General features: G+C 69.7%; 17 protein-coding genes. 8 read left to right on the forward strand and 9 right to left on the reverse strand.

What is annotated here, in order from left to right:
- Positions 1-439 precede the first annotated feature (439 nt).
- The 3 genes from FFS49_RS17735 to FFS49_RS17745 all read left to right on the forward strand — a co-directional run bounded on the left by FFS49_RS17735 (position 440) and on the right by FFS49_RS17745 (position 4,162).
- Positions 440-2,020, forward strand: a complete 1,581-nt coding sequence (locus FFS49_RS17735; RefSeq protein ID WP_105816576.1) for a trypsin-like peptidase domain-containing protein — start codon at positions 440-442, stop codon at positions 2,018-2,020.
- Positions 2,021-2,249: 229 nt separating this feature from the next.
- Positions 2,250-3,461: an MFS transporter gene (locus tag FFS49_RS17740; RefSeq protein WP_105816605.1), complete on the forward strand. Its 1,212-nt coding sequence runs from the start codon at positions 2,250-2,252 to the stop codon at positions 3,459-3,461.
- 161 nt (positions 3,462-3,622) lie between these two features.
- Positions 3,623-4,162 carry a DUF4303 domain-containing protein gene (locus FFS49_RS17745; RefSeq protein WP_071333604.1) on the forward strand — a complete coding sequence of 180 codons (540 nt, stop codon included), beginning with the start codon at positions 3,623-3,625 and terminating at the stop codon, positions 4,160-4,162.
- A 70-nt stretch (positions 4,163-4,232) separates the two neighbouring features.
- Here the strand turns inward: FFS49_RS17745 and FFS49_RS17750 are convergent, their stop codons facing one another.
- The 7 genes from FFS49_RS17750 to cobA form a co-directional block, all read right to left on the reverse strand.
- Positions 4,233-4,931 carry a fumarylacetoacetate hydrolase family protein gene (locus FFS49_RS17750; protein WP_039351031.1) on the reverse strand — a complete coding sequence of 233 codons (699 nt, stop codon included), beginning with the start codon at positions 4,929-4,931 and terminating at the stop codon, positions 4,233-4,235.
- Between the two features lie 125 nt (positions 4,932-5,056).
- The gene (locus FFS49_RS17755) at positions 5,057-5,998 is read right to left on the reverse strand and encodes a helix-turn-helix transcriptional regulator (protein WP_071332452.1); all 942 of its coding nucleotides are present in this window, start codon (positions 5,996-5,998) and stop codon (positions 5,057-5,059) included.
- Between the two features lie 119 nt (positions 5,999-6,117).
- Positions 6,118-6,912, reverse strand: a complete 795-nt coding sequence (locus FFS49_RS17760) for a YkgJ family cysteine cluster protein (protein WP_105816575.1) — start codon at positions 6,910-6,912, stop codon at positions 6,118-6,120.
- 60 nt (positions 6,913-6,972) lie between these two features.
- Positions 6,973-7,572 (reverse strand): uracil-DNA glycosylase family protein, encoded by a 600-nt coding sequence (locus FFS49_RS17765; protein ID WP_105816574.1) that lies wholly within the window; start codon positions 7,570-7,572, stop codon positions 6,973-6,975.
- A gap of 126 nt (positions 7,573-7,698) precedes the next feature.
- Entirely contained in the window at positions 7,699-8,751 is a 1,053-nt protein-coding gene (locus FFS49_RS17770) for a CmpA/NrtA family ABC transporter substrate-binding protein (RefSeq protein ID WP_105816573.1), read from the reverse strand.
- A gap of 5 nt (positions 8,752-8,756) precedes the next feature.
- Positions 8,757-9,353, reverse strand: a complete 597-nt coding sequence (locus FFS49_RS17775) for an ANTAR domain-containing protein (protein ID WP_105816572.1) — start codon at positions 9,351-9,353, stop codon at positions 8,757-8,759.
- Between the two features lie 156 nt (positions 9,354-9,509).
- Positions 9,510-10,286, reverse strand: a complete 777-nt coding sequence (gene cobA, locus FFS49_RS17780; RefSeq protein WP_105816604.1) for a uroporphyrinogen-III C-methyltransferase — start codon at positions 10,284-10,286, stop codon at positions 9,510-9,512.
- Positions 10,287-10,952: 666 nt separating this feature from the next.
- Between cobA and FFS49_RS17790 the strand changes: the two genes are divergently transcribed.
- The 4 genes from FFS49_RS17790 to FFS49_RS17805 are packed head-to-tail and all read left to right on the forward strand — an operon-like array spanning position 10,953 to position 19,487.
- A complete protein-coding gene (locus FFS49_RS17790) occupies positions 10,953-12,278 on the forward strand; it encodes an MFS transporter (protein WP_105816571.1) in 1,326 nt (441 codons plus the stop codon).
- A gap of 21 nt (positions 12,279-12,299) precedes the next feature.
- Positions 12,300-14,897 carry a nitrite reductase large subunit NirB gene (nirB, locus tag FFS49_RS17795; RefSeq protein WP_105816570.1) on the forward strand — a complete coding sequence of 866 codons (2,598 nt, stop codon included), beginning with the start codon at positions 12,300-12,302 and terminating at the stop codon, positions 14,895-14,897.
- A gap of 38 nt (positions 14,898-14,935) precedes the next feature.
- The gene (nirD, locus tag FFS49_RS17800; RefSeq protein ID WP_039351002.1) at positions 14,936-15,283 is read left to right on the forward strand and encodes a nitrite reductase small subunit NirD; all 348 of its coding nucleotides are present in this window, start codon (positions 14,936-14,938) and stop codon (positions 15,281-15,283) included.
- 16 nt (positions 15,284-15,299) lie between these two features.
- A complete protein-coding gene (locus FFS49_RS17805) occupies positions 15,300-19,487 on the forward strand; it encodes a bifunctional nitrate reductase/sulfite reductase flavoprotein subunit alpha (protein WP_105816569.1) in 4,188 nt (1,395 codons plus the stop codon).
- 45 nt (positions 19,488-19,532) lie between these two features.
- Here the strand turns inward: FFS49_RS17805 and FFS49_RS17810 are convergent, their stop codons facing one another.
- Together FFS49_RS17810 and FFS49_RS17815 are read right to left on the reverse strand one after the other, a co-directional pair.
- Positions 19,533-20,309 (reverse strand): SDR family oxidoreductase, encoded by a 777-nt coding sequence (locus FFS49_RS17810; protein WP_105816568.1) that lies wholly within the window; start codon positions 20,307-20,309, stop codon positions 19,533-19,535.
- Between the two features lie 4 nt (positions 20,310-20,313).
- Entirely contained in the window at positions 20,314-20,751 is a 438-nt protein-coding gene (locus FFS49_RS17815; RefSeq protein ID WP_105816567.1) for a heme-binding protein, read from the reverse strand.
- Positions 20,752-20,857: 106 nt separating this feature from the next.
- Here FFS49_RS17815 and FFS49_RS17820 point away from each other — a divergent pair, with 106 nt between their 5' ends.
- Positions 20,858-21,772: a LysR family transcriptional regulator gene (locus tag FFS49_RS17820; RefSeq protein WP_071332464.1), complete on the forward strand. Its 915-nt coding sequence runs from the start codon at positions 20,858-20,860 to the stop codon at positions 21,770-21,772.
- The last annotated feature ends 61 nt before the right edge of the window (positions 21,773-21,833 follow it).

Genomic DNA, 21,833 nt, shown 5'->3' on the forward strand with positions numbered 1-21,833 from the left:
GACGTGGGGGCGTCCGAGCGCGCGGGATACGTCACCCGTCGCCGGTGATTTCCGCGACCGTATTGCTTTCGCTTTCGCTTTCGCTTTCGCTTTCGCTTTCGATCTCGCATTCGCCTCGGCATCCCGACAGGAGAATCGAGTCATGAATATGCGAACTGGATCGGTGACGACCGTCGTTGCTCCGGCTGCTTTCTCTACAGGAGCCGGACGCTCTCGTGCGACCGATGACAATCGGACTTGTGCGGATTGACGAACCGCGCACTTTGTTCGAAACGAACGCCGTCGCGGCTCCGCACTTGCAGCGCCGCCCGACATTCGGGTTTCGATTCGTATGTTCGAACAGGCCGCGTGGACTATAAATGGATGGGTGTACCGGGCCTTGTCGAGCGCCTGCGCGTCTCGCGCATGTCGGCGCCGTGACTCCCGGGGGAGGTGCACCGTGGTTCGCCAGACGCTTGCTCGCGCCGTGCTTCGCACCGCGTTGATCGGGGGCGTGTTCGCAGGCTGTTTGCCGGCCTCGCCGGCCGCCCTTGCCGGAACCCTCTCGCCGCCCGTCACGCCGCACACCATGAAGCAACGGCCGGCTACCGCGCCTTACGCGATGCCGGTCGATTTTCCGGCGATCGTCGACCGCTACGGCCCGGCGGTCGTGACCATCATGACCGCCGCTCCCGACCAGCAGGCGAGCGGGCCGTCGTTCGCGATCCTCGATACCGACGATCCGCTCGCCGCGTTCTTCAGGCACGACGCACCGCCGTCGGCACAAGGCGCACCGGCACAGGTACAGGCACCCGACATGTTGCCGCGCGCGGTATCGGGCAGCGGCTCGGGTTTCATCGTCAGCGCCGACGGCCTGATCCTCACGTCGGCGCATGTGGTCGACGAAGCGAGCGACGTGACGGTACGGCTCACCGACCGTCGCGAATTCAAGGCGACGGTGCTGGCCGTCGACCCGCAAAGCGACGTCGCGGTGCTGCGGATCGACGGGAAGAAGCTGCCGTTCGTGCGCATCGGCGATTCGTCGAAGGTGCGCGCGGGCGAGCCGGTGATGACGATCGGCGCGCCGGACGGATCGGGCAACACGGTCACGGCCGGCATCGTCAGCGCGACGTCGCACCGGCTGCCGGACGGCAGCGCGTTTCCGTTCTTCGAAACCGACATCGCGCCGAACCCCGACAACTCCGGTGGCCCCGTGTTCAATCGCGCGGGCGACGTGATCGGCATCGCGGTGCAGGTCTATACGGGCCCGGACCGCTACGCGAGCACGACGTTCGCGATCCCGATCGCGTTTGCCGCAAAGGTGCGCGCGCAACTGCAGAAGCAGATGCAGGCACAGGCACAGCAGTCCCAGGCGCCGGATGCGTCGTCCGGCAACGCGCTCGGCGTCGACGTGCAGGATGTCGGCATCGGATTGGCTGCGGCTTTCGGACTGCCGCGTCCGGCAGGCGCGCTCGTCAACGGCGTCGCGCCCGGCTCGCCGGCCGCGGCGGCCGGCGTGAGGCCCGGCGACGTGATCGTGAAGCTGGGCGACAAGACGATCGGCCGTTCGGCCGAGCTGAACGACCTGGCCGCCGCGCTGCCGCCCGGCCAGAAGGCGCCGCTGCGGCTGATCCGCAACCGCGCGCCGGTGATGCTGACGATCACGGGTGCCCGCGAGGGCGCCGGCGAGGCCGCCGGTAACGCGGATGCGACCGTCGGCATGGCGGCGCCGAAGGCGGCTGCACGGCCGGGGGCGGGCGCAGCGGCTGCCGACGGCGGCGATCGCCTCGGGCTGACGATGCATGCGCTCAGCGACGACGAGCGCCGCTCGACCGGCCTCGCGGTCGGGATGATGGTGGACGCGGTGCACGGCCCGGCAGCCAAGGCCGGCATCCAGCCGGGAGACGTCGTGCTGGAGCTCAACGACACGCTGCTCGAGACGCCCGATGACATACCGACGCTCGAAGCGAACGGCAGCGTGATCGCCGTGCTGATCCAGCGCAACAACGCCCGGAGGTTCGTGTCGGTGCATGCGCGGTAGGGCGTTGACGCACCCGGCATCGTCCGCCTAGCATCGTCCGATATCGCACGCAGTCAGCCAGGCCATCAGGAGTCATCCGGCATGAAAGCAGCAACCTTCTTCGTAGTAGTCCACAGGCGCAGGGTCCGGTAGCGGCACCGCGCCGGCACCCATGCGCCCCCGACTCGTTCGGGGGCTTTTTTTTGCATTGCGCACGGCCGTGTGCGGCACGTGCATGGAGGGCATCCGCTTGCAATCGAACCTGCCGGTCGCTTCCGAACGGGCGTCGCCGAGACTCGCGACGCTGATCCTGCTGTGCGCGTTCTCGGTGCTGCCGCTGAGCCTGTTCCTGCCGTCGCTGCCGGCCATCGCGCGCGACCTGCGCGCCGACTATGCCCTCGTCGCGTTGTCGCTCGGCGGCTACGCGGCGGTGGCCGCGTCGCTGGAGTTCGTGATGGGGCCGCTGTCGGACCGGTTCGGGAGGCGACCGGTCGTCATGGTGAGTGTCGGCGTGTTTGCGCTCGGCTCGCTCGGCTGCGCGATGGCGACCGACATTCGTGCGTTCCTGGCCTGCCGGCTGATGCAGGCGGCGATCACGTCCGTCTATCCGGTGTCGATGGCGACGATCCGCGACACCGGCGGCGGTACGTACGCGGCGAGCCGGATCGGCTATGCGGCGATGGCGGCCGCGTTCGCGCCGATGCTTGGCCCGACGCTCGGCGGCGCGCTCGACCAGACGTCGGGTTGGCGTGCGAGCTTCTGGCTGCTCGGCGCGGCGGGCATCGCGCTGTTCGTCTGGTGCGCGTTCGACCTTGTCGAAACCCATGCGAACCGGGCGTCTACCCTCGTGCAGCAGCTTCGCGCGTATCCGGCGCTGCTCCGTGCGCGCCGTTTCTGGGCCTATGCGCTGTGCATGGCGTTTTCGACCGGCGCGTTCTACGCGTTCCAGGCCGGCGCGCCGCTCGCCGCGCAAACGGTGTTCGGCATCGCGCCGGCGGCGATCGGCTTCTACATGGGGACCATCACGGCCGGCTTCGTGTGCGGCAGCTTCCTGGCCGCGCGTTACGCGCGCCGCTACGCGCTGGCCACGACGATCCTGTTCGGGCGCGTGGTCGCGTGCGCGGGGCCGTTGATCGGCCTCGCGCTGATGTTCGGTGGAGCGACGCAGGCGATCGCATGGTTCGGGCCGTGCGTGCTGGTCGGCATCGGCAACGGGCTGAGCAATCCCGGGGCGCATGCCGGCGCGGTGTCGGTGTGCCCGGAACTGGCGGGCAGTGCATCGGGGCTGGCCGGCGCGATGACGATCGCCGGGGGCGCCGCGTTTTCGTCGCTGACGGGGGCGGTGCTGACGGCCGGCAACGCGGGCTATGCGCCGCTCGTGATGATGCTGCTGTCGGCCGCGCTCGCGCTGGCGGCGGCCGCCTGCGTGCGGGTGTTCGATGCGCGCGACGCCGGGCGGTGAACGCAGACGCGCGGTATTGCCGTCCGGAGCAGGGCATGCGGGCGGGCACCGCTACCGTGCCGTGGGCGATTGGCGGACAATCGATCGATTATCGGGAGACGACGACCCCGCCGCGCGCCGAGCATGCTCCGACGCGAGAAGGGCGACTGGACGAGGATGCGATGAGCGACTTTTCTGATTTCCAGCGAGACATTGCCGACGCCGCGAGAGCGACATTCAGGGCGCTGCGGGCGCAACACCCGGACGAGCATTTCTATGCGTTCGCGCTGTATACCGACAGCGGCGCGATGACGGTGGTGCCGGCAGCCAATTCGGTCGAGGGGCTGCGCCGGATCCGCGAGCAGCAGGCCGTCCCGGACGACGACCCGTGGTATGCGTGGGGCTTTTCCGAATGGGCGTACGCGGCGGCGGAAGCGTCACCGTTCAATGCGATCTGCGGCAAGCTCGCCGACGACGTGCTCAGCCCGCAGTTCGTCCGGTCGAGATTCCCGGAATTCTCGCGGCAACTGCACGCCGACATGATCGCGGCGTTGCGCCTGCTCGACCGCGAAGGCTTGTTCGGCACGGGCGACGAAAGGGCGGCGATCACGCTGTTCGTGTCGATCAGCGACGACGATGCTGCCGAGGCGCTGGAAAACGAATCGGCGAAGGCACTGAATCCGCCGGCCGTCGCCGACGCATTCCTGCGCCGCTACGACTGACCGAAATCGGGATAGCGCACGGCGGCCCCGCGCAGGCGGCCGCCGTGCGTGCTGCGTGACGGCTTATGGCTTACGGCTTCGCGCCCACGACGAATTCGAACGTCGCGACGCCGTCGACACCGCCCGTGACGCGATCGCCGGGCTGCAGCGCGCCGACGCCCGCCGGCGTGCCGGTGAAGATCAGGTCGCCGGCCTTCAGCTCGACCGAACGCGACACATACGCGATGACATCAGGCACGGCCCAGATCATGTCGGCCAGGTCGCCTTGCTGGCGTGTTTCGCCGTTGACCGCGAGCCAGATGCGGCCCGTTGCCGGGTGGCCGGTGGCCGATGCCGCGCGCAGCGCGGTGACGGGGCCCGATGCGTCGAAACCCTTCGCCCAGTCCCACGGACGGCTCAGCTTCTTTGCTTCGGCCTGCAGGTCGCGGCGCGTGAGGTCGACGCCGACGCCGTAGCCCCACACGTGCGACAGCGCGTCGGCCGGGGCGATCGACCGGCCGTCCTTGCCGATCGCGACGACCAGCTCGATTTCATGATGAAGGTCGTTCGTCAGCGGCGGATAGGCGACGGTGCCGCTGGCCGGAACGATCGCATCGGCCGGCTTCGTGAAGAAGAACGGCGGTTCGCGGTCGGGATCGGCGCCCATTTCGCGTGCGTGGTCGGCGTAGTTGCGGCCGACGCAGAAGACACGGCGCACCGGAAAGCGCGCGGACGACTGGTCGACTTCGACGGAAGGACGCTCGGCAGCGTCGATGACATATGCGGACATCGGATGGCCTCGTTCGATAGGAAGACGGATGCCGCGCCCGTGCGGCGCACGGGCCGGCATGCGTGCAACGATACCCGACACCCGTGCGGCCGGATGCGACGCAACTGCGTTTTACCGGGACAAAACTACGCGTCGGCCGCCGCCGGTGTGTCGTCGCCGTCCGGTAGCGCGGCGTTCGCGTCGCGGTATGCCTTCGGCGATACGCCGACCCGCGCACGGAAGCGCCGCGCGAAATACCCTTCGTCGCGGAAGCCGACCGAGCGCGCGATATCCGCGATGCGCCGGCTGGTATGCGCCAGCAGCGACTGCGCGAGCGCGATCCGGCGCTCGGTCACGAGATCGGTGAACGTGCTGCCGGTTTCCTTGCGGATCAGGTGGGCAAGGTAGTTGGGCGACAGGAACGCGGCCTCGGCGGTCGCGGCGAGCGTCAGGTCTTCGCGGGTCAGGTTGGCGCGCACGTGCCGCAGCACGCGCGCGAGCGCGTCGCGCCGGCCCGCGCGCTGGGCGCCGCGCTGCGCGAGCTTGTCGAGCGCACCCGCGTACTGCGTGCAGACGAGCCCGATCAGCTGCAGCAGGTAGCCGCGCAGCAGCGTGGTCGAGCCGAACGTGCGCACGCGATCGGTGTCGAGCATGCACAGCGCGAGGCGGCGCGCTTCTTCGTAGGTGTCGCCGGTCAGGATGAAGTCGAGGTGTTCCTGGAAGCGGAACGGCGTCAGCTCGGGAAAGCGGTGCGCGGGCACGTCCTCGAGATCGAGCGGGTCGACGTCGAGATCGGCGCGCAGGAACGCCTGGCTGAAGTTGATCACGATGAAGTGCGCGCCTTCCGGATGCGGGATCAGGTGCTCGCGGTGCGGCAGCACGAACGCGAGCGCGCCGCGCGGAAACGGCCGCGTGACGCCGCCGATCCGCTGTTCGGTGTCGCCGCCGAGATTGAACTGGATCTGGAAATACGCGTGCCGGTGCGGTTCGGTGATCGCCTGGCGCGACGCCTGGTCGCGGATGTAGAAGTCGAGCCGGTCGCTGCGTTCGGGCATCCCGTACAGGCGCGGCGGGGCGATGGAGGGCATGGAGGATTCTGCTGTTCGTGACGCGGTTGAGCCGCGATGGTACAGCGAACCGGGCGCGGCGGCGATCCGTGCGGCCGCATGGCTTCGCCCGGAGGCGCTCGCGGCGTGCCGCGGAGCAATCATTCGTCCGGATGGAAGCCGAGATAACGGGTGTGCGGGTTGGCGCGACCGGCAGGCTGGCTTGCCGCACCGACCGACACGAGTGCATTCAACGTCGACGTACGGTTCGACACCAAGGTCCACGCGATGGTGTCGTCGGCATTGGCCAGGGCCGACTCCGACGCGCGCTGCGCCGTCAAAGCCGTCAGCGCGGCGAGCAGCGTGGCGGCCGGCGGCGCATGGACCGCGAACCCTTCATTGGCCACCGCCGCAGTATCGATCCTCAGCACCGTACATAACCGTGCCCGCAGCGGCGTCTCGGCTTCGCTCGCCGCACGCGAGCGCGCGATGTTCTCACGGGTGGCCGCGTCGACGATCGTGCCGCCGCGGACGAACGGCGCCTGCTGCCATGCGTCGGGCGTGCATTGCTTGCCGTCCGGCACCAGCGGCACGAACGGATTCACTTCGGCCGGATAGATGCGGCACACGAGCGGGCGCGCGTCGTAGATCGCGCAACGCAGGTCGTCGCGCAGGTTCGGGCACGGCCCGGCATGTGTGGCGGTGAGCATGACCGTGATGCGGACGGGCAGCGAGCCGCTGAGCGCGGCGGTCGAGCGCACGCGCTTGTACGCGGCGAACGCGTTGTCGGGCTCGGGCTCGACGAGCCACGGCATCGCATCGCACAGCAGCTCCACGTGGCCGCCGCGCTGCAGCCACGCGATAGCCTCGTCGATCGTCAGCGGAATGCGCAGGTCGTGGCAGCATCCGCCGCAGCCGTTGCAGGCAAAGTCGAGGTCGGTGGGGGTGTCGTTCATGCTTGATTCGGTACGGGTAACGGGGTGTCGTGAAGCATCGCGACGTGGCAGCGGTTTCGTTTACCGAGTGAGCAAAGGCGCGACCCGGCGCCGCAGCTCGGGCACGACCTCCGCGTCGAACCACGGGTGGTGCTTGAACCACGCCTGATTGCGCGGCGACGGATGCGGCAGCGGCAGCACGTCGGGGCCATAGCCGCGCCAGGCGTGCACGGTGTCGGTCAGCGTGGCCTTGCGCGTATCGCGCAGGAAATGCCGCTGCGCGTACTGGCCGATCAGCAGCGTGAGCCGGATCGACGGCAGTTCGGCGAGCAACCTGTCGATCCACAGGGGCGCGCATTCGGGGCGCGGCGGGTTGTCGCCGCTGGCGCCGCGGCCCGGGTAGCAGAAGCCCATCGGCACGATCGCGAAGCGCGTCTCGTCGTAGAACGTGCCGGGGTCGACGTCGAGCCAGCCGCGCAGCCGTTGGCCGCTCGCGTCGTCCCACGGAATGCCGCTCGCGTGGACGCGTGCGCCCGGCGCCTGCCCGACGATCAGGATGCGCGCGTCGTGATGGGCGCGCACGACGGGGCGCGGGCCGAGCGGCAGGTCGGCTTCGCAGGCACGGCACGCGCGGATTTCGGTGAGCAGCACGTCGAGCGGCGCGCGCGTGGGTTTCGGCATCGAATCGGGGACGGAGTGGTGGTCATGCGGCGTCGCCCGGGGCCGCGTGCCGCGTGCCGGGCGCCGGCAGGCGGCCCGGACAGGCGTGGCGCGGGCGCGCGCGCCGCCTGCATCAAGCGGCGCGCATCACGCCTGCGACAGGCCCGGTGCGCCGCTTTCGGCGACGGCAGCATCATACAACGCGGTTTGCGCGATCGCCCGGGCGATCCCCGCGTCGTCGTGCGCCCCGTCGAGCATGCCCCAGCGCCGGTATTGGGACAGGAACCACTCGCCTTCGCGCGGATCGGGGCGGTTCACGGCGCCGCCGTCGTGGAAGCGGATCGGCAGCGGCGGCACGGCGAACGGGCCCGAGCCGTAGTCGCCGAGCAGGCGCGGCGCGATCAGCCGGGCGGGCACACCGAGCGCATCGGGCGACGCCAGCCAGTCGGCCGCCTCGCGACGGTGCGCCGGGCTGTCGAGCCACGCGCAGGCATCGACGAGCGTGCGGATCAGCGCGCGGGCCGTGGCCGGGTACAGCGCGACGAAATCGCGCCGGGCCGCGAGCACCTTCTCCGGATGATCGGGCCAGATCTCGCTCGTGACGGCAACGGTCCGCCCCGCGCCGCACGCCTCGGCCACGGCATGCCACGGCTCGCCGGCGCAGAAGCCGTCGAGTTCGCCGCCGGCGAGCGCGGCCACCATCTCGGGCGGCGGGATCACGACGCTGCGCACGTCGCGCAGCGGATCGACGTCGTGCGACGCGAGCCAGTGGTTCAGCCACATCGCGTGCGTGCCGGTCGGGAACGTCTGGGCAAGGAGCGGCTTGCGGCCGAGCGTCGCGAACGCGTCGCGCACACTGCCGCCGGCGCGATATGCGTCGGCGAGGCCGCGCGACAACGAGATCGCCTGGCCGTTGCGGTTCAGCACCATCAGCGCGGCCATGTCGGCCTGCGGGCCGCCGATGCCGAGCTGCAGGCCGCAGACGAGCCCGTACAGCGCATGTGCGGCGTCGAGCTCGCCGCTCAGCAGCTTGTCGCGCACGGCGGCCCACGACGGCTGGCGGCTGAGTTCGAGCGTGAGGCCGTGCCGTTCGCCGAGGTTCAGGCGCTGCGCGACGATCAGCGGGGCCGCGTCGCTCAGCGCGACGAACCCGAGGCGAAGATGTGCGCGTTCCGGCGCGGTGGCAGAAGAGGTATCCATGGCAGTCATGACTGGGGTGACGCGTCGAGCAGTTGCCGCGCGACGTCGACGATGCGCAGGCCCTGATTCATCGCGCGCTTGCGCAGCGCCGCGTAGGCGTCGTGTTCGGACAGCTTGCGCTCATCCATCAGCAGGCGCTTCGCGCGGTCGATCAGCTTGCGCTCCGCGAGCTCGCGCTCGACGTCGGCGAGCCGGCGGCGCAGCGCGTCGTCGTGCGAGAAGCGGGCAAGCGCGACTTCGAGAATCGGCGCCAGGCGTTCGGCCGACAGCCCTTCGACGAGATAGGCGCTGACGCCCGCGCCGACCGCCGCGCGGATCAGCGACTGGTTGGCGTCGTGGCTGAACATCAGCACGGGGCGCGGCGCGGTGGCATGCATCACGGCCAATTGCTCGAGCGTGTCGCGCGACGGCGAATCGGTATCGATGATCACGACGTCGGGATGCTGCTCCTCGACGGCAGCCGGCAGGCGCGCGGGCGTCGCGACGTCGTTCAGCATCTCGTAGCCGAGGTGCGCGAGCGCGTCGCCGAGCTCGCCGATCGGCTTGTCGGTGTCGGTGACGAGCAGCACGCGCAGGCGGGCGGAAGAAGCAGGCGTACTCATGACGCGGACGGCGGTGAAAGCGTGGCGCGATGGCCGGGACGGGAGCAACGGCGCCGGGCGCACAGCGCGTCGGTGCCGCGCGCGGCGGCCCGTCCGCCGGTGCGGCTGTCTTCATGATCGGTGGTGGGCGGCCGGTGCCGCGTGGTGTCGCGCATGCTACGCGGCCCGGGACAACGCGGTTTCGATCCCGGCGCCGGCGCCGGCGTCCGGCGCGTGCTGCACGGCCGCTTCGCCAATCGCGCCGCCGACGAGGATCACGGCCGGGCTGCCGAGCCGCGCTTCGTCGATGCCGCGCGCGAGATTGCCTAGCATGCCAATCCAGCGGCGTTCATTGGGCGTGCTGGACCATTGCACGACCGCGGCCGGCGTCGAGGGCGGCAGCACGGCGAGCAGGCCGGCGGCAATGCTGTCGACGCGGCTCATGCCCATGTAGATCGCGAGCGTGGTGCCGGTCGCCGCGAGACGCGCCCAGTCGGGCTCGCCGTGGTCCTGACGGTGCGCGGTGACGAACGTGACGCCGTGGCAATGCGCGCGGTGCGTGAGCGAGATGCCGAGGCTCGCGGCGGCCGCGAAGCCCGACGAGATGCCGTTGACGATCTCGACCGGAATCGCGGCGGCGCGCAGCATCGCGAGTTCTTCGCCGGCGCGCCCGAACAGCAGCGCATCGCCGCCTTTCACGCGCACCACGTGCGCGCCGCGCAGCGCGTAGCGGCGCATCAGCTTCTCGATGAATGCCTGCGGCGTGGAGCGGCAGCCGCCGCGCTTGCCGACGCGGATCACGCGTGCCTGCGGGGCGAGTTCGACGATGCCGGGTGCGACGAGATCGTCGAGCAGCAGCACGTCGGCAGCGGCCAGCGCCTTGACGGCCTTCAGCGTGAGGAGATCGGGATCGCCCGGGCCGGCGCCCAGCAGCGTGACTTTGCCTGTCGTCATGTCGTGTTCCTGTACCGCCTGCATGGGGCGGTCGATAGCGCATTGTCTTGCGCGGCGGCGGCGGGCGGTCGAAACGCACCGGCATCCGGCCGTGCCGCGCACGGAGGGACGCCGTTGTCCTGATCGGCCCGCCGTAATGACGGGCATGGTTTGCTGGGACTGCCCACCGGCGCCGTTGCCGGTGTCATGCAGCGGGATTCAGCAATATCCGGGCCAACCGGGATGACACGTCGCGCCGGCGCGGCGGCAACGGTGCGCGCCGCGCCGCGCGCCGGCCTCGTGCATGCATGCGGCCGCCGCGCACGGGCAACTGCAATGCCGTATCGGCGTGCATCGCGCACCGTCGGCGCGCACCGCGATGTCGCACGGCGACAGTGCTGCAGCGCACCACATCTGTGCCTCGCTGCATCACGACGCATCGTGGGTCGCGTGGACTCGCGCGTCGTATGACGCCCGATGCGCGTTGCGTGGCGGGGCTGCGGGCTCGATTCGCTTCAACATGGCACGGCGTTTGCGTCAGGGTGCTCGGGCGGATCAATGGCGATTCGTCCGGCAGTACCGATTACAGACGCGCCCGGCAACGGGCTTCATGGGCAACGGCGTCCTACGCATCGGGTCTCGACGAGACCGGGTGCGCAGGACGCCGTTTTTCGTTTGGCGGATGACATGACCGACAAAGCTACCCGTATCGATCTCTTCAGCTTCCGCACCGCGCCGATGCGCGCGTTCCACCTGACGTGGATGGCGTTCTTCGTGTGCTTCTTCGCGTGGTTCGCGTGTGCGCCGCTGATGCCGCTGATCGCACGCGAATTTCACCTGACGGCCGCACAGGTCGCCAACATCAATATCGCGGCGGTGGCCGCGACGATCGCCGTGCGGCTGCTGGTCGGCCCGTTGTGCGACCGCTTCGGCCCGCGCCGCGTGTACGTCGGCCTGCTGCTGCTCGGCGCGATCCCCGTGTTCGCGGTGTCGTTCACGCACGACTACCTGTCGTTCCTGATCTGCCGGCTCGGCATCGGCGCGATCGGCGCGGGCTTCGTGATCACGCAGTACCACACGTCGGTGATGTTCGCGCCGAACGTGGTCGGCACCGCGAACGCGACGACGGCCGGCTGGGGCAACGCCGGCGCAGGCGCGACGCAGGCGCTGATGCCGCTGCTCGTCGCTGCCGGCCTGATGCTCGGCTTCGGCGAGGATTCGTCGTGGCGCATCGCGCTGGTCGTGCCGGGCGCCTCGATGCTCGTGATGGCCTGGGCGTACTGGCGCTTCACGCAGGACTGCCCGCAAGGCGACATCCTCGCGCTGCGCAAGGAAGGCGTGACGGTCGACAGCGGCAAGAAGGGCGGCTGGGCAAGCTTCTTCGCGGCCTGCGGCAACTATCGCGTGTGGATGCTGTTCGTCACGTACGGCGCGTGCTTCGGCGTCGAGGTGTTCATCCACAACATCGCCGCGCTGTACTACGTCGATCACTTCAGCCTGTCGTTGAAGGACGCCGGTTTCGCGGTCGGCCTGTTCGGGCTGCTCGCGCTGTTCGCCCGCGCGCTCGGCGGCTGGCTGTCCGACAAGATTGCCGCGCGCCGCAGCCTCGACGTGCGCGCGATGCTGCTGTGCGCACTGATCGTCGGCGAAGGGCTCGGGCTGATCTGGTTCTCGCATGCGCAAAGCGTCGGCATCGCACTCGTCGCGATGCTCACGTTCGGCCTGTTCACGCACATGGCCTGCGGCGCGACCTACGCGCTGGTGCCGTTCATCGACCGCAAGGCACTCGGCGGCGTGGCGGGGATCGTCGGCGCGGGCGGCAACGTCGGCGCGGTGGCCGCGAGTTTCCTGCTGAAAGGCGTCGGCGACGTGCAGCACACGCTGAGCCTGCTCGGCCTGGCCGTCACCGCGACCGCGCTGTGCGCGATGGCCGTGCGCTTCAGCGAAGAGCACAAGGCGCGCGAAGCCGAACTGCGCGACCGCGCGCTGGCTGCCAGCGGCGTCGCGAACTGATCGACCGAAGGAAACGTCACCATGAAACTCATCGTCATCGGCCACGGCATGGTCGGCCACAAGTTGCTCGAATGCGTCGCAGCGGAAGCGGGTGCCGCGGGCGCGCCGCAGGTCACGGTGCTCGGCGAGGAACCGCGCCCGGCCTACGACCGCGTGCACCTGTCCGAATTCTTCGCGGGCAAGTCGGCGGACGACCTGTCGCTCGTCGAACCCGGTTTCTTCGAGCGTCATCCGCAGTTCGACCTGCGCCTGAACGCACCAGTCGCGTCGATCGACCGCGCCGCGCATACGGTCACGCTCGCATCCGGCGAAACGCTCGCGTACGACAAGCTGGTGCTCGCGACGGGTTCGCGCCCGTTCGTGCCGCCGATGCCGGGCCACGATCGTGACGGCTGCTTCGTGTACCGGACGATCGAGGACCTCGAAGCGATGCAGGCGTGCGGCACGCATGCGAAGCGCGGTGTCGTGATCGGCGGCGGGCTGCTCGGCCTCGAATGCGCGAAGGCGCTGCGCGACATGGGGCTCGACACGCACGTCGTCGAATTCGCGCCGCGGCTGATGGCCGTGCAGGTCGACGACGGTGGCGGGCGCATGCTGCGCGCGAAGATCGAGGCGCTCGGCGTGACCGTGCATACGGGCAAGAACACGCTCGAGATCGTCGATGGCGAGGAAGGCACGCACCGGATGGCGTTCGCCGACGGCTCGCACCTCGACGCCGACATGATCGTGTTCTCGGCCGGCATTCGCGCCCGCGACGAACTGGCCCGCGCATGTGGGCTGGAAATCGGCCCGCGCGGCGGCGTCGCGATCGACGACGCATGCCGCACGAGCGACGCCGACATCTACGCGATCGGCGAATGCGCGGCCTGGAACGGCATGGTCTACGGCCTCGTCGCCCCCGGCTACGACATGGCGCGCGTGGTCGCGAAGCAGCTTGGCGGCGATGCGAACGGTGCGGCCGGGGCCGCATTCGCCGGCGCCGACATGAGCACGAAGCTGAAGCTGATGGGCGTGGACGTCGCGAGCATCGGCGACGCGCACGGCACGACGGCCGGCAGCCGCACCTACCAGTACGCGGACGAGCGCCGCCAGGTCTACAAGAAGCTCGTGGTGTCCGATTGCGGCAAGTTCCTGCACGGCGCGGTGATGGTCGGCGATGCTGCCGAATACGGCACGCTGCTGCAGATGATGCTGAACCGCATCGAGTTGCCGGAGTCGCCGGAATTCCTGATCCTGCCGTCGTCGGACGGCGTCGCGAAGCCGGCGATCGGCGTCGAGGCGCTGCCGGCGGCCGCCCAGATCTGCTCGTGCAACAACGTGTCGAAGTCGCAGATCTGCACGGCGGTCGCCGACGGCGCGACGAGCCTCGGCGCGCTGAAGACGTGCACGGGCGCCGGCACGTCGTGCGGCGGCTGCGTGCCGCTCGTCACGCAGATCATGAAGGCCGAGATGAAGAAGCAGGGCCTCGCGGTCAACAACCACTTGTGCGAGCACTTCCCGTATTCGCGCCAGGAGCTGTTCCACCTGATCCGCGTCGAGCGCATCACGACCTTCGACGAACTGCTCGCGAAGCACGGCCACGGTCTTGGCTGCGACGTATGCAAGCCGGCGGTGGCGGGCATCCTTGCGTCGTGCTTCAACGAATTCGTGCTGAAGAAGGAGCACGCCGGGCTGCAGGATTCGAACGACTACTACCTCGCGAACATCCAGCGCGACGGCACGTACTCGGTCGTGCCGCGCATGCCGGGCGGCGAAGTCACGCCGGAAGGGCTGATCGCGGTCGGCCAGGTCGCGAAAAAATACGGCCTGTACACGAAGATCACCGGCGGCCAGCGCGTCGACCTGTTCGGCGCGCGCGTCGAGCAATTGCCGTCGATCTGGGAAGAACTGATCGCCGCGGGCTTCGAATCGGGCCACGCATACGGCAAGGCGCTGCGCACCGTGAAATCGTGCGTCGGGTCGACGTGGTGCCGCTACGGCGTCGACGACTCGGTCGGCCTCGCGATCGACCTCGAAAACCGCTACAAGGGGCTGCGCGCACCGCACAAGATCAAGTTCGGTGTGTCCGGCTGCACGCGCGAGTGCGCGGAAGCACAGGGCAAGGACGTCGGCATCATCGCGACCGAGAAGGGCTGGAACCTGTACGTGTGCGGCAACGGCGGGATGAAGCCGCGCCACGCGGAACTGCTCGCGTCCGATCTCGACCGCCCGACGCTGATCCGCTACATCGACCGTCTCCTGATGTTCTACGTACGCACTGCCGACCGGCTGCAACGCACGAGCGTGTGGCGCGACAACCTCGAAGGCGGCCTCGACTACCTGGTCGACGTCGTCGTGCACGACCGGCTCGGGATCGGCGCCGAACTCGAAGCCGACATGCAGCACGTGGTCGACACCTACGAGTGCGAATGGAAGAAGGCCGTGACCGACCCCGACACGCGCAAGCGCTTCCGCCACTTCGTGAACAGCGACGCGCCCGACTCGACCATCGAATTCGTCGAGACGCGCGGCCAGATCCGGCCCGCGACGCCGGGCGAACGCGCGGGCGGCAAGCCGGTGCCGATTCCCGTCGTGGCTGTCGGCGCTGCGCAAGCCGCCACCGAACCCGCCACCGTTTGACCGTGACCGACGCCCGCATATTTTCCAAGGAGCCCATCATGAACGATCGTCTTCCGCTGTCCTGGACCCGCGTGTGCCCGCTCGACGACATCGTGCCGAACACCGGCGTGTGTGCGCTCGTCAACGGCGAGCAGGTCGCGGTGTTTCACGTCGCGCATGCCGAAGCCGGCGGCGTGTTCGCGATCGACAACGTCGACCCGGTCTCGCAGGCGGCCGTGATGTCGCGCGGGCTGATCGGCAGCCTCGGCGAGCGCGTCGTCGTCGCGTCGCCGCTGTACAAGCAGCATTTCGACCTGCGCACCGGCGAATGCCTCGAGGCGCCCGAGCACTCGGTGAGCGCGTATCCGTCGCGGGTCGAGGACGGTTTCGTGTGGATCGCGGCCTGACCGCCCCGGAGCGCGCATGACCGCCACCCCCGTCAAGAGCGTGTGCCCGTACTGCGGCGTCGGCTGCGGGATGGTGCTGCACGTCGAGGAAGGCGAGGTCGTCAAGGTGTCCGGCGACGCCGACCATCCGGCCAACTTCGGGCGGCTGTGCACGAAGGGCTCGTCGGCGCACGTCGCGCTGCGCCGCTCGGGGCGGCTCGACCGCGCGTTCGTGCGCCGCGCGCGCGAGGACGACCTGGTGCCGCTGCCGGCCCGCGACGCGATCGCCGACACCGCGCGCCGCCTGCGCGCGGTGCTCGACGCGCACGGGCCCGACGCGCTGTCGTTCTACGTATCGGGGCAGATGTCGATCGAGGCGCAATACCTCGTCAACAAGCTCGCGAAGGGCTTCGTCGGCACCCACAACATCGAGTCGAACTCGCGCCTGTGCATGGCGAGCGCGGGCACCGGCTACAAGCAGTCGCTCGGCGCGGACGGCCCGCCCGGGTCGTACCAGGATTTCGATCGCGCGAACCTGTTCTTCGTGATCGGCGCGAACATGGCCGACTGTCATCCGATCCTGTTCCTGCGGATGATGGATCGCGTGAAGGCCGGCGCGAAGCTGATCGTCGTCGATCCGCGCCGCACCGGCACGGCGGACAAGGCCGACCTGTTCCTGCAGATCCGGCCGGGCACCGATCTCGCGCTGACCAACGGGCTGCTGCACCTGCTGCATGCGAACGGCCGCATCGACGCCGCGTTCATCGATGCGTACACCGAAGGCTGGGACGCGATGCCCGCGTTCCTCGCCGAGTACACGCCCGAGCGTGTCGCGGAAATCACCGGGCTCGCGGAAGCCGATCTCCGCACGGCCGCGCAGTGGATCGGCGACGCGCAGGAGTGGATGAGCTGCTGGACGATGGGGCTCAACCAGAGCACGCACGGCGTGTGGAACACCAATACGATCTGCAACCTGCATCTCGCGACGGGCAAGATCTGCCGCCCCGGCAGCGGCCCGTTCTCGCTGACCGGCCAGCCGAATGCGATGGGCGGGCGCGAGATGGGCTACATGGGCCCCGGGCTGCCGGGCCAGCGCTCGGTGGCGTCCGACGACGATCGCCGTTTCGTCGAGAACCTGTGGCGCGTGCCGGCCGGCACGCTGCGCACGGAGACCGGGCAAGGCACGGTGGACATGTTCTCGCGGATGGCGGCCGGCGACATCAAGGCCTGCTGGATCATCTGCACGAACCCGGTCGCCACGGTGCCGAACCGGCAGAACGTGATCGCCGGGTTGCAGGCCGCCGAGCTCGTGATCGCGCAGGATGCATTCCTCGACACCGAGACCAACCGCTATGCGGACATCCTGCTGCCGGGCGCGCTGTGGGCGGAAGGCGACGGCGTGATGATCAACTCCGAGCGCAACATGACGCTGATGCGCGCGGCAATCGCGCCGCCGGGCGACGCGCTGCCCGACTGGCGCATCGTCGCGGAAGTCGCGCGCGCGATGGGCTTCGGCGATGCGTTCGACTATGCGTCGGCGGCCGACGTGTTCGACGAAATCGTGCGCTTCTCGAATCCGGCGACCGGCTACGACCTGCGCGGCGCGAGCCATGCGGCGCTGCGCGACGGGCCCGTGCAGTGGCCGGTCGCGCCGGGCACCGCGCGCGAACGCCACCCGATCCGCTACCTGAACGACGGCGTGAGCCAGACGCTGCGCCCGGCCGCCGACGGCAACGACGCGCCGCGCGTCGCGTTCCCGACGCCGTCGGGCAAGGCGCGCTTCTTCGCGCGGCCGCACGTCGATCCGGCCGAGCTGCCCGGCGACACGTTCCCGATCGTGCTGAACACCGGGCGGCTGCAGCATCAATGGCACACGATGACGAAGACGGGCAAGGTCGCGATGCTGAACAAGCTCAACCCGCGCCCGTTCGTCGAGCTGCACCCGGACGATGCGAGCGCGCTCGGCATCGCCGCGAAGGACAGCGTCGAGATCCGTTCGGCGCGCGGCCGCGCGGTGCTGCCGGCCGTCGTGACCGAGCGCGTGCAGCGTGGCAACTGCTTCGCGCCGATGCACTGGAACGACGTGTACGGCGACGAGCTGTGCATCAACGCGGTGACGAACGACGCGATCGACCCCGAATCGCAGCAGCCCGAACTGAAATACTGCGCGGTCGCGCTGCGGCGCGTCGAGACCGATGCGTTCGCGTCCGCCGATGAAGTGGCCGCGCAACCCGACGCCCGCGCCGACGACACGCGGCCCGCGCCGGCGCTGGTGCAGGCGACTGCTTCACAGGAATCCGACATGGCAGACATCGATACTTTCGCGGCCGCGCTCGGCGTGGCCGATATCGCGCCGCCGCCGTTGACGGACACCGAGCGGCTGTACGTGGCCGGCTTCGTCAGCGGGCTGAAGGCGGGCGCGGGCCGGCGCGAGGGCAGCGTGCCCGTGGTGCCGGCAGCCGCGCCGCTCACGCCGCCGGTGCGGTTGTGGCTCGACGGGATGCTCGCGGGGCTGTTCAGCCGTTCGACGCCCGCTCGGGCACAGGACGGTGCGGCGCCGTCGTTGCCGGCCGATGCCGGCGCGTCCGGCGGCGTGCGGATCGTGCGCGCGCGGCCGAAGGTCGTGCTGCTGTGGGCATCGCAGACCGGCAACATCGAATCGTTGACCGAGGATTACGCGACGCAGCTGATGAACGCGGGCTTCGACATCCGCACCGCGTGCATGTCGGACTACCCGGTGGCGTCGCTCGCCGGTGCGCAATACGTGCTGCTGATGACGAGCACGTTCGGCGACGGTGACGCGCCCGACAACGGCAGCGAATTCTGGGACGCGCTGCAGGTCGGCAGCGCCGCGCGCCTCGATGGCGTGCACTTCGCCGTGCTCGCGTTCGGCGATCGCAACTACGACCAGTTCTGCGGCCACGGCCGCCGGCTCGACGCTCGGCTCGCGGAACTCGGCGCGGCGCGTCTCTGTGCGCGGGTCGATTGCGATGTCGAATTCCAGCGCGACGCCGACCAGTGGCTCGAACGCGTCGTCGCGCGGATCAAGGAGGCCGACGCCGCGCTGCACGCGGTGCAGACCGGCGGGATGAGCCCGACGGGGCTGCTGCCGACGAAGGCGCATCCGGCGCCGTCGAAGCTCGTCGCGAACCTGCGGCTGAACCGTCCGGGTGCGGCGAAGGACACGCGCTATGTGTCGCTGTCGACCGAAGGCGCGAACCTCGAATACGAAACCGGCGACGCGCTCGGCGTGTGGCCGACCAACTGCCCGGAGCTGGTCGACGAGCTGCTGTCGGTCACCGCGCTGAAGGCCGATGCGCCGGTGTCGATCGCGGGTGTCGGCGACGTGCGCCTCGGCGACGCGCTCGCGCGCCACTTCGACATCACGCGCCCGCATCCCGACACGCTCGCGTTCATCGCGTCGCGCAGCGCGAACGGCGCGCTGAAGTCGCTGCTCGGCGACGACCGCAAGAGCGACCTGAAGCAATGGCTGTGGGGGCAGCAGCTCGCGGACGTGCTGCACGAGTTTCCGGTCGAGCTGTCGGGCACGGAGCTGGTCGGGATGCTCAAGCGCATGCAGCCGCGCCTCTATTCGATCGCGTCGAGCCCGAGCGCGCACGCGGGCGAGATCCACCTGACCGTGTCGGCCGTGCGCTATCACAACGGCCGGCGCGCGCGCAAAGGGGTGGCGTCGACGTTCCTCGCCGATCGCGCGGACGACGGCCGCGTGCCGGTGTTCGTGCAGAAGTCCGCGCATTTCCGGCCGCCGGTGAACGGCGACGTGCCGATCGTGATGGTCGGCCCCGGTACCGGCATCGCGCCGTTCCGCGGCTTCCTGCACGAGCGGCAGGCGCGCGGCGCGCGCGGGCGCAACTGGCTGTTCTTCGGCGAGCAGCATGCGCAGACCGACTTCTACTACGGCGACGAGTTGCGCGCGATGCACGACAGCGGCTTTCTGACGCGGCTCGATCTCGCGTTCTCACGCGACCAGGCCGACAAGATCTACGTGCAGGACCGGATGCGCGAGCAGGGCGCCGAGCTGTTCGCATGGCTGGAGGAAGGCGCGCACTTCTACGTGTGCGGCGATGCCGCGCGGATGGCCAAGGACGTCGAGGCGGCGCTGAAGGCAGTGGTTGCCGAGCACGGCGGGATGTCGGACGAAGCCGCGAACGACTACGTCGCGCGGCTTTCGAAGGCGCGGCGCTATATGCGGGACGTGTACTGATCTCGCGGGCGGCGGCCCGCCATCCGGTGCCTGCCGCCCGGTTCGTTACTGCTGCCGCTCCCACGCACGCGCCTGTTCGGCGCGCACGAACGCTTCCGACGATGCCGGCAGCACATTGCGGAATGCGCCGCCGCCGCTGTCGATCACGTCGACCATCTTCGCGATCATTTCCTCCGGGTCGTGCTGTTCGAGCGGGAACGTCAGCCGCTCGGGCGTCACGGTATGCACGGCCGGATCGCGCCAGCGTCGCGTCGTTTCCATCATCCGGTCGTTGAAGCCCGTGCTGTACGGGCCGGGGTTCACGACCGCGACCTTGATCCCGTGCGGCGCGAGTTCCGCGTGCATCGCTTCGGCCACCGATTCGACCGCGTGCTTCGACGCGCAATAGGCGCCGGTGAACGGCCCCGTGATCAGGCCCGCGATCGACGACACGAACACGATCTTGCCGTGCCCGCGCGCGAGCATGCCGCGCGCGATCTGCTGGGTGAGTTCGAGCGGCCCGAACACGTTCACGTCGAACAGTTCGCGCACGATCTCGACCGGCAGGTCGACGAGCGCGCCGGCTTCGCCCACGCCCGCGTTGTTCACGAGCACGTCGATGTCGAGTTCGGCCGCGCGGGCGCGGTCATGTGGTGACGTCACGTCGAGCTTGATCGCGCGCAGCGCGGTGCCGCGCTGCGAGGCGGCAGCCGTCAGTGCGTCGATTTCGGCGGTGATGCGCACGCCGGCCGTCACGTCGTGACCGCGTTCGGCGAGGCGCAACGCGACTTCGCGGCCGAAGCCGGTGCCCGCGCCGGTGATGAGGATGCGTTTCTGTGCCATGTGCTTACCTTGTGGAGTGGAACGTTGCCGGAAAGCGGTCGCGGCAGTGCTGCGCGATCGCGGTGTCTTCGTCGACGCTGCCGCCCGAGATGCCGATCGCGCCGACGCAGCGCCCGTCGCCGTCGACGAGCGGTTCGCCGCCGCCGAACGTGACGAGCCCGCCGTGGCTGTGCTCGATGCCGCGCAGCGGACCGTCGCCCGACATCGCACCGAGTGCGCCGGTCGAGGCGCGGAAGCGGATCGCCGTCAGCGCCTTGCGTTGCGCGAGATCGATCGCACCGAGAAAGCAGTCGTCGGTGCGCGCGAACGCGAGCAGGTTCGCGCCGGCGTCGACGATCGCGACGGCGATGCCGGCGGCCTGCAGCGATGCGGCATGCGCCAGCGCCGCGTCGATCGTGCGGCGGGCGACGGCGAGCGGCAGTGCGGCAGTGAGCGGGTCCATGCGAGGCTCCGGTGGGACGACAGCGCCAGTGTAGGCGGTGGCGGTATATGGGAGAATCCGCATTCCGCTCGAAGGAGTTTCAAGTTTTTTTAATGATGGGCAAACGATGAGCAGACGCGATCCGATGGCCGGGCTGCACGTGTTCATGACCGTCGCGACGGCCGGCAACTTCACGCGCGCCGCGGCTGCCCTCGGCCTGACGCCGGCCGCCGTCAGCCTGGCGATCGGCCAGCTCGAAGGCGAGCTGAACGTGAAGCTGTTCAACCGCAGCACGCGCGGCGTGAGCCTCACGGAAGCCGGCCAGCGCTACTGGCGGCAGACCGAGCCCGCGTACCGGCAGGTCATGCAGGCGCGCGACGAACTAAAGGATGCGCGCAGCGAGCCGAACGGGTTGTTGCGCGTGACCGCGTTGCCGCTGGCGCGAGCGCTCGTGATCGCGCCGGTGCTCGCGACGTTCCGCGAACGCTATCCGAAAGTCCGGCTCGAGATCCGCTACGAGAACGAGCTGGTCGATATCGCGAAGGACGGGTTCGATGCGGGGATTCGCCTGGCCGACCGGTTGCAGCCGGGCATGATCGGCGTGCGGATCGCGCCGGCGCTGACGTGCGCGCTGGTGGCGTCGCCCGGCTATCTGGCGCGGTATGGCGCGCCGGCGTCGATTGCCGAGCTCGAGCGGCATGCGTGCATCCGATTCCGGTTCTCGGAGAGCGGACGCCTGCACAAATGGCTGTTGCGCGACGGGCAGCGCGACGTCGATCTCGATCCGGACGGCGTGTTCGTGACGAACGATGCCGACGGGGTGATCGATGCGGCGCGTGCGGGCGTCGGCATCGCGTTCGCGTTCATGCGCGAGCGGATCGAGCAGGACTTGCACGACGGCACGCTCGTCGAGGTGCTGCCGGGCGCGTGTCGCAGGCTCCCGCCGATGTGGCTGTACTACGTCAATCGCAAGCACGTGCCGGCCAAGCTGCGCGCGTTCATCGACGTGCTGCGCGAGCGCGAAGGCGCGGACGACGCGTAGGCGCAGCGGCCTGCCGGCTGCAGCATTGGGGCCGGCGGCGCATGATGGCGGCTCCAGCCAC

This window comes from Burkholderia sp. 4NA327C6 (assembly GCF_005502655.1).
In the GTDB taxonomy this organism is placed as follows: domain Bacteria; phylum Pseudomonadota; class Gammaproteobacteria; order Burkholderiales; family Burkholderiaceae; genus Burkholderia; species Burkholderia contaminans.